A 6,891-nucleotide genomic window follows, 5' to 3' on the forward strand; every position below is an offset into this window, starting at 1 on the left:
GAATCGGGGAATGAACCGCCTCGCCCGATTCCTCGACGCCTCGGACCCGGGGCAGGTTCGGCTTCGAAGTGCGTCGGCGACGACGTCGACCGTGCTGCTGGCAATGGTGGTACTGCTGCTGACCACGCAAGCCATCGGGCAGCCGGTGACGGTCGCGATGCTCGGCACGGTCGTTGCGATGCAGGCCTCTGCGGCGGTGAAGGACAGGGACCAGCGCGCCAGATTGATCACCACGGTGTTGATGGCGCTGCCTGCCTCGGCGGCAGTGACGTTGGCGGCGTTGCTCTCCACCCTCGGCAAGGTGGCCGACGTGGGATTCATCGCGGTGCTGTTCGCGGCGGTATGGGTGCGCAGATTCGGTCCCCGCGGTACCGCGCTGGGAATGGTCGCGTTCATCTCCTATTTCTTCGCGCTGTTCCTCCGTGCGACACCGGGGCAGCTGCCGATCCTCGTCGCCGCGATTCTCGGCGGGCTGTCGATCGCCCTGTTCGTGCGTGCAGTCCTCTTTCCTGATCGGCCGACCGTGGAAGTTCGTCGGCTGCTGTTCGCCCTGCGGGCGGTGTCGGTGTCGGTACTCGGGGCCGCGTCGGCAGGGGACGATCGCGATCTGAACCTGCTGCGACGCAGACTCGACCGCCTCGGCAACACCGCGCTGATGATCGACGACTGGCTCGATCGGCACGATGCGGGCCGGCTGCTGAGCGTCACCAGCACCGATCTCTCGCTTCGCGTGTTCGACGCCCAGATCGCGACCGAACAGTTGGTGAGTTCGCTGTGGGCACTAGATCCGGCCAAGGCATGGCCGACCGGATTGGGGCAGGCGACCACAGCCCTCGGTTCGGTCCTGCAGAACACCCCGTCCTCGGAACAGCTGCGGGCCGCTCGGCGGTTGGCGGCGACCGCTGCCGAGCGGGCCGACCCGTCCACCCCGGCAGGGATCGCAACGGTCTCCGCGCAGCGAGCCGTGCAGGCCCACATCGCCATTCATCACATCACCACCAACGCGGTCGCCGTTGCCGCAGGCCCCCGAGCAGACGTGCCCGAACCTGAGCCACAGGACGAGCAGAGCGGCCTGAACCCCAGTACCAAGGCGGCCGTCCAGGTCGCCGTCGCCACCAGCGCGGCGACGGTGCTCGGCGAACTGGTCTCACCCGACCGCTGGTACTGGGCCGTGTTGACGGCGTTCCTGGTGTTCACCGGCGCGTCGACCCGGGGTGAAATCCTCACGCGCGCAGGCCAACGCATCCTCGGCACCATCGCGGGTGTCCTCGCAGGCGTGGTGATCGCCGCGTTGGTCGGCAGAAATCAACCCCTGCAGCTGGTGCTGATCGTCGTCTGCGTCTTCTTCGCGTTCTACCTGGTGACGGTGGCCTACGCTCTGCTGTCGTTCTTCGTGACCATTCTGCTCGCGATGCTCTACGGTCTGCTGGGCACGTTCAGCATCGCGGTGCTCGAACTTCGCATCACCGAGACCATCGTAGGCGGAGTGGTCGGCATCGCCTCGGCCTACTTCATCTTCTCGACAAGCACTCGAAAAACTCTGGTGGACAAAGTCGATACGTATCTCGAACAACTGAACTCGTTGATCGAAGCCAGCATCGATGCGGTCATCTCCCCGGGAAGTCGGACCGACCTGGTGGCCTCCACCCGTGCACTCGACAATGCGTTGAAGGAGGTGGTCGCCGCGGGGAAGCCACTCGTTCTCGGACCCACCACTCGGGGCAGGAGGGGCGCGAAGCGACTGTTGCGAGTATTGACCGTCAGTGGCCGATCCGCGCACGCGCTCGCCCGCGCCGGAGTGCTGTCCTCCCGAGCCGACACGGAGACCGCACCCTCCGCCGAGACGGCCTCGGCTCTGCGTGACGCGGGTGCGCTGGTACACGAGACCGTTCGCCAGGTCGAGGCGGCCGTGGCCGGTGAGCAGGTGACCCGGCCGGAGAAGGTCACCGAGACAACGGTATTGGATGTGCTCCTGACCTCCACCGAGACGCCGGGCCCGCTGCGGGGTGCGGTGCGTGCGCTGAACACGATGAACCGAACACTGGCCGACGTGTTGAGTCGTACTTGACCTTCACACGGTGGCAAGGTCTTGGCTCGGGTCCATGAGCGAACTACTTCGGCACCAGGTGCCCTCTGTGCGGCTTCGGGCCGCGCTCGACATCGGCACGACATCGGACCCGCGAGACCTCGACGCGTTGCTGCAGCGGTGCGCCGTGGAACCGGACTTTCAGGTGCGGGAGATGCTGACGTGGGCGTTGATCAGGCTTCCTGCGTCCTCGACCGTTCCTCGTCTGATCGAGGAGGTGCGCTTCGGCGGGGCACAGGCTCGCAGCCAGGCGCTGCACACGCTGTCCAAGATCAAGGACCGGGCGGCATGGCCGGTCATCACCGCCTCGCTGGTTGCCGACCCCGACGACGAGGTGGCCCGAAGCGCGTGGCGGGCCGCGGTTGTCCTGGTTCCGACCGGATGCGAACCTCGGTTGGCCGCGATGCTCGCCACCCAGCTCGGACGGGGCGAACAGGACCTTCAGCGCAGCCTGAGCCGAGCGCTGGTCGCCCTCGGATCGGTGATCGAGCCGACCGTCCGAGCGGCCGCGTCGAGCCCGGAAGATCGCGTTCGTGCGCACGCACAGGCCACCGAAACGCTGTTGCACGATCCCGACGCAGGCTTCGAGACTGCACTGTACGAGGCCAAACGCGTCGACGCGCTTGGCGTCGAGAGCACGAGCAGGTGAAATGGTCGAATGTTGATCGGTGAGGTGGCGCGGCGATCCGGGGTCAGTGCACGCATGCTTCGGCACTACGACCGGCTCGGCCTGGTGCAACCGACCTCGCGCAGCGGCACCGGCTACCGCGAATACTCTCCCGACGATGTTCGACGCCTGTTCCACGTCGAATCGCTGAAATCGCTCGGCTTGTCTCTGCACGACGTCGGCCGCGCACTCGACGACCCGAGTTTCGCCGCGTCGGAACTCGTCGACGAACTCGCCGCCCGAACCGAAGACCGCATTGCGCGAGACACCGAATTGCTCACCCGGCTGCGTCGCATCGCAGGTTCCCGACCCGAGGATTGGGAGGACGTACTCGACGCCGTCGCGATGCTGAGCGACCTGCACTCGGTGAGCGCGGGAAAACGGCAGTCGGCAGCGCTGGCGTCGGTCGGTGATCGCCCCATACCGGCGCAGGCCCTGGCCGAGGCGGTACTGCGCGAATCCGCAACCAACGTGGCAGGCGCACTTCGGTGGGCCCTCGCGCAGTCGGGCGGCGACGCGATCGCGCCGCTGCGGCAGGGCCTGCACTCACCGGACCCCGAAGTGCGACGCCGCGCCGTCGATACTGTCGTCGAGATCGCTCACCCCGATGCCACCGACGTGCTGCGAGAGGCTCTGGTCCACGACGACATGCAGCTCAGCCGAGTCGCCGCGCTCGAACTCGCGGCCAGGGGGATCGCCGACGCCATCCCGACACTGATCGCGATGGTGCACGAGGGCACGAACGATGTGGACGCCGCGGACGCGCTCGGTGAGCTGGGATCCGACGTTGCGACAGTTGCCGCTCTGATGGACGGGCCGGACGACTCGGCCGTGAGACTGCGCGTGGCGCAAGCCCTGGCGAGTATTCCGGATTCGGCAGCAGCGCGGGCGCTGCAGGAATTGTCGAAGGACTCGGACCGATCGGTCGCCCTGACCGCGCAGTACATCCTCGGCCGAAGGCAGTGAGCCCTTTCGGTACCGTCGAGGGTATGAAGGCATTCGGATTGTTCGCGGCACTGCTGATCACGTTGACTGCCTGCTCCACCGCAACCACCCCGGCCGCACCCGCCGAACCCGTCGTCGCCAACCAGGTCACCGTCGCCGACCGGATGTACTCGCCCAGAACTCTGACGGTCTCCGTGGGGGACACCGTCACCTGGGTGTTCGCGGACCGAGGGATGGCCCACAACGTCGTCGCCGACGACAACTCGTTTCGCAGCGAACTGATGGCCACCGGTCAGTTCACCCACACCTTCGACACCGCAGGCACCTTCGGCTACCACTGCACCCCGCATCCGGACATGACCGCGACGATCATCGTCGAACCGTGATGGACTGGTAGCCATGACGGCACCGACCCGGCGACGCAGCATCGCCGCACCTGTCGGTATTGCTGCGGCCGCGATCGGTGGCGCAGTGCTGCTTCGTGTTCGCGACCCTCGAACCTCGACGTATCTTCCGTGCCCGTTCCATGCCCTCACCGGACTGTGGTGCCCAGGATGCGGAGCCACCCGAGCCATCGGCGATCTGACCCGTGGAGACCTCGCGGCCGCCGCGTCGAGCAATGTCGTTGCGGTAGTGCTCGCCGTCGGTGCGGTGATGGTGTGGACACTGTGGCTTCGAGCGCGCTGGACCGGGCGCACGCTGGCTCTGCCGCGCATCGACCGACCGGCGAGGATCGCTCTGATCGCAACCTTGATCGTGTTCACCGTGGTGCGCAACACCCCGTGGGGCACCGCGATCGCCCCGACCTGACATCGATAGGAGTCGCAGTGTTACTGGAAATATTCTCGATCATCGTGCTGGTGGGCGTACTCATCGCGCTCATCCCGACGGCCCGCCGCGTATTCAGGAAAGGGGACGACGAATGAGCGACTCGCTGAGGGATCGAGTGCGGGCGAAACTGCTCGCCCAACTCGCCGACGACGGTGGCACCGCCGCCGAACAGGCCGAGGGAGACGACCCCCGGCTGAACGCATTGCGCGAGGACCTCGACGCACTCGACGCCGCGCAGGACGGCGACCCGGTGATCGATGACATCGCGGCGCGGCACTGGGTGCCTTGAGGGTGCTCGAGCCCCGGCGGTAGTCGATGTGACATTCGGTGGACTTTTCGGGGGTCGATGTCACATCGAGTGGACTTCGGAGGCGCCCTGACCGCGCAGGGTCGATTGAGGTGCATCTAGTATCTATGTTGTGTCTGAGCTTCGATCTGCCGCCGATACGGCGTACGTGACGGTCAAGGAGCTCATCGTCTCGGGAGAACTTCCCGGCGGTGAGCTCGTCAGTGAGGGCGACATCGCGTCCCGCCTGGAGATCAGTCGCACCCCCGTACGGGAGGCGTTTCTGCGTCTGCAGGTCGAAGGCTGGATGCGTTTGTATCCCAAGCGCGGGGCGCTGGTCGTGCCGATCGCGGTCGGTGAGGCCGAGAACGTCGTCGACGCGCGTCGCCTCGTGGAGGCAGGCAGTGTTCGCGCCTTCATCGAGGACGCGAGAGCCCGCGAATCCGTGGTGGCCGCCCTACGGGAGAACCTACAGTTGCAGCAACAGCTGGCCGTCGACGGCACCGCCGCGCAGTTCAGCGACGTCGACGCCGACTTCCATCGCACCGTCGTGCGCGCCGGCGGTAACCCACTGCTCGACGCGTTCTACGACGGACTTCGCGAGCGACAGCGTCGGATGACCGCAGCCTCGGTGACGCGTGATCCGGGGCAGATCTCCCGCATCGTCGACGACCATCGCCGACTCGTCGAGCTGATCGAGGCGGGCGACGCGGACGGATTCGAGCGAGCCGTCGAAACGCACATGCTCGGGGTGCACGGCCTGCGTTCGGGCAGAGGGGAAACACGATGAGCGAGACGATCACGGACCGCCGCGAGATCGAGACGACTGCACGAGGTTGGCTGCTGGTGGCGTCGGGCATGTTCGCCGTGGCGTGGGGCGGCAACGAATTCACACCACTGCTGGTGATGTACCGGCTCGATCACGGGTTCTCGGCTGTGGTGGTCGATACCTTCCTGTTCGCGTACGTACTGGGCATCATTCCGGCGATGTTGATCTGCGGGCCGCTTTCCGATCGGTTCGGGCGACGCCCGATCATGTTGCCCGCCCCCGCAATTGCTGCGGCCGGATCGATCCTGATCGCCCTCGGACCCGATAACGCCTACCTGCTCTTCGGTGGCCGCGTGCTCAGCGGGATCGCACTGGGAATCGGTATGGCCGTCGGCGGCAGCTGGGTCAAGGAACTCTCGCGCCGCGACGCCAGCGCGGCCGCGGGGCCAGGAGCTCGCCGGGCTGCGATGTCGCTCACCGCGGGATTTGCCCTCGGGGCCGGAGTCGCAGGCGTTCTGGCGCAATGGGCACCCTGGCCGACGCACCTCGCCTACGGCGTGCACGTCGTCATCTGCATCGTGGCCGGTATCGGGATGCTGTCGGTGCCTGAAACACGCACTGCGGCAGCGTCGAACACACGTCTGCTCGAGGACCTGAAGATTCCGTCCGCGTCGCATCGACGCTTTCTGTTCGTCGTGCTGCCCCTGGCACCATGGGTCTTCGGTGCCGCCAGCGTCGCCTATGCGGTGCTGCCGTCTCTGATGGCCGATGCTCTCGCCGATGAGTCGGGCGGCGGCTATCCCGTGGCGCTTTCTGCTGCCATGGCGGTGATCGCGCTCGGGTCCGGCTTCGCGATCCAGGCTGTGGGGCGTCGAATCGACACGCCCGCCAGTGCGCGTGGAGCGCTGGTTGCGCTGTCGCTGTTGGTGGTCGGCATGGCAGTGGCGGCATGGGCGGCGTCGGTGTTGACCATTGCTGCTGCCCTCATCGCGGCGGCCGTGCTCGGGTGTGGTTACGGCATGGCGCTGGTCTCCGGTCTGCAAGAGGTGCAACGGATCGCGGGCCCCGACGATCTCGCGGGTCTGACCGCGGTGTTCTATTCGCTGACCTATCTCGGCTTCGCGGTCCCCGCGGTGCTGTCGGCGTTGACCGAGACGTGGCCCGGCGTGGTCACCTACCCGATCATCTTCGGTGTCGGTGCGCTGTCGGCGGCAGTGTGTGGGCTCGTGGTTCGGTCGCGAACGTCGGCTCACCTGCCCTAGGGGTCGTGGGGGCTTTGCGCACCCCCGGGGACGCGGAAGGGGCGC

General features: G+C 66.9%; 8 protein-coding genes. All 8 read left to right on the forward strand.

Annotation, left to right across the window (positions count from 1 at the left end; genetic code table 11):
* The first annotated feature begins 10 nt into the window (after positions 1–10).
* The 8 genes from ACOQFP_RS10995 (at position 11) to ACOQFP_RS11030 (ending at position 6,846) form a co-directional block, all read left to right on the forward strand.
* A complete protein-coding gene (locus tag ACOQFP_RS10995) occupies positions 11–2,068 on the forward strand; it encodes an FUSC family protein (protein ID WP_421584340.1) in 2,058 nt (685 codons plus the stop codon).
* A 34-nt stretch (positions 2,069–2,102) separates the two neighbouring features.
* Positions 2,103–2,735, forward strand: a complete 633-nt coding sequence (locus ACOQFP_RS11000) for a HEAT repeat domain-containing protein (protein WP_421584341.1) — start codon at positions 2,103–2,105, stop codon at positions 2,733–2,735.
* A gap of 9 nt (positions 2,736–2,744) precedes the next feature.
* Entirely contained in the window at positions 2,745–3,719 is a 975-nt protein-coding gene (locus ACOQFP_RS11005) for a HEAT repeat domain-containing protein (protein ID WP_421584342.1), read from the forward strand.
* Positions 3,720–3,742: 23 nt separating this feature from the next.
* Positions 3,743–4,084, forward strand: coding sequence for a cupredoxin domain-containing protein (locus tag ACOQFP_RS11010; RefSeq protein WP_421584343.1), 342 nt, complete (start codon positions 3,743–3,745; stop codon positions 4,082–4,084).
* A gap of 13 nt (positions 4,085–4,097) precedes the next feature.
* Complete coding sequence (locus ACOQFP_RS11015; RefSeq protein ID WP_421584344.1) at positions 4,098–4,508, forward strand: DUF2752 domain-containing protein; 411 nt, start codon at positions 4,098–4,100, stop codon at positions 4,506–4,508.
* Positions 4,509–4,620: 112 nt separating this feature from the next.
* Positions 4,621–4,818, forward strand: coding sequence for a hypothetical protein (locus tag ACOQFP_RS11020; RefSeq protein WP_206490764.1), 198 nt, complete (start codon positions 4,621–4,623; stop codon positions 4,816–4,818).
* A gap of 130 nt (positions 4,819–4,948) precedes the next feature.
* Complete coding sequence (locus tag ACOQFP_RS11025; RefSeq protein WP_421584345.1) at positions 4,949–5,605, forward strand: GntR family transcriptional regulator; 657 nt, start codon at positions 4,949–4,951, stop codon at positions 5,603–5,605.
* Positions 5,602–6,846: an MFS transporter gene (locus tag ACOQFP_RS11030; RefSeq protein ID WP_421584346.1), complete on the forward strand. Its 1,245-nt coding sequence runs from the start codon at positions 5,602–5,604 to the stop codon at positions 6,844–6,846. The genes ACOQFP_RS11025 and ACOQFP_RS11030 overlap by 4 nt, the downstream gene beginning before the upstream one ends.
* Positions 6,847–6,891 lie beyond the last annotated feature (45 nt).

It is taken from the genome of Rhodococcus sp. MALMAid1271, from assembly GCF_049195265.1.
Classification (GTDB): domain Bacteria; phylum Actinomycetota; class Actinomycetes; order Mycobacteriales; family Mycobacteriaceae; genus Rhodococcoides.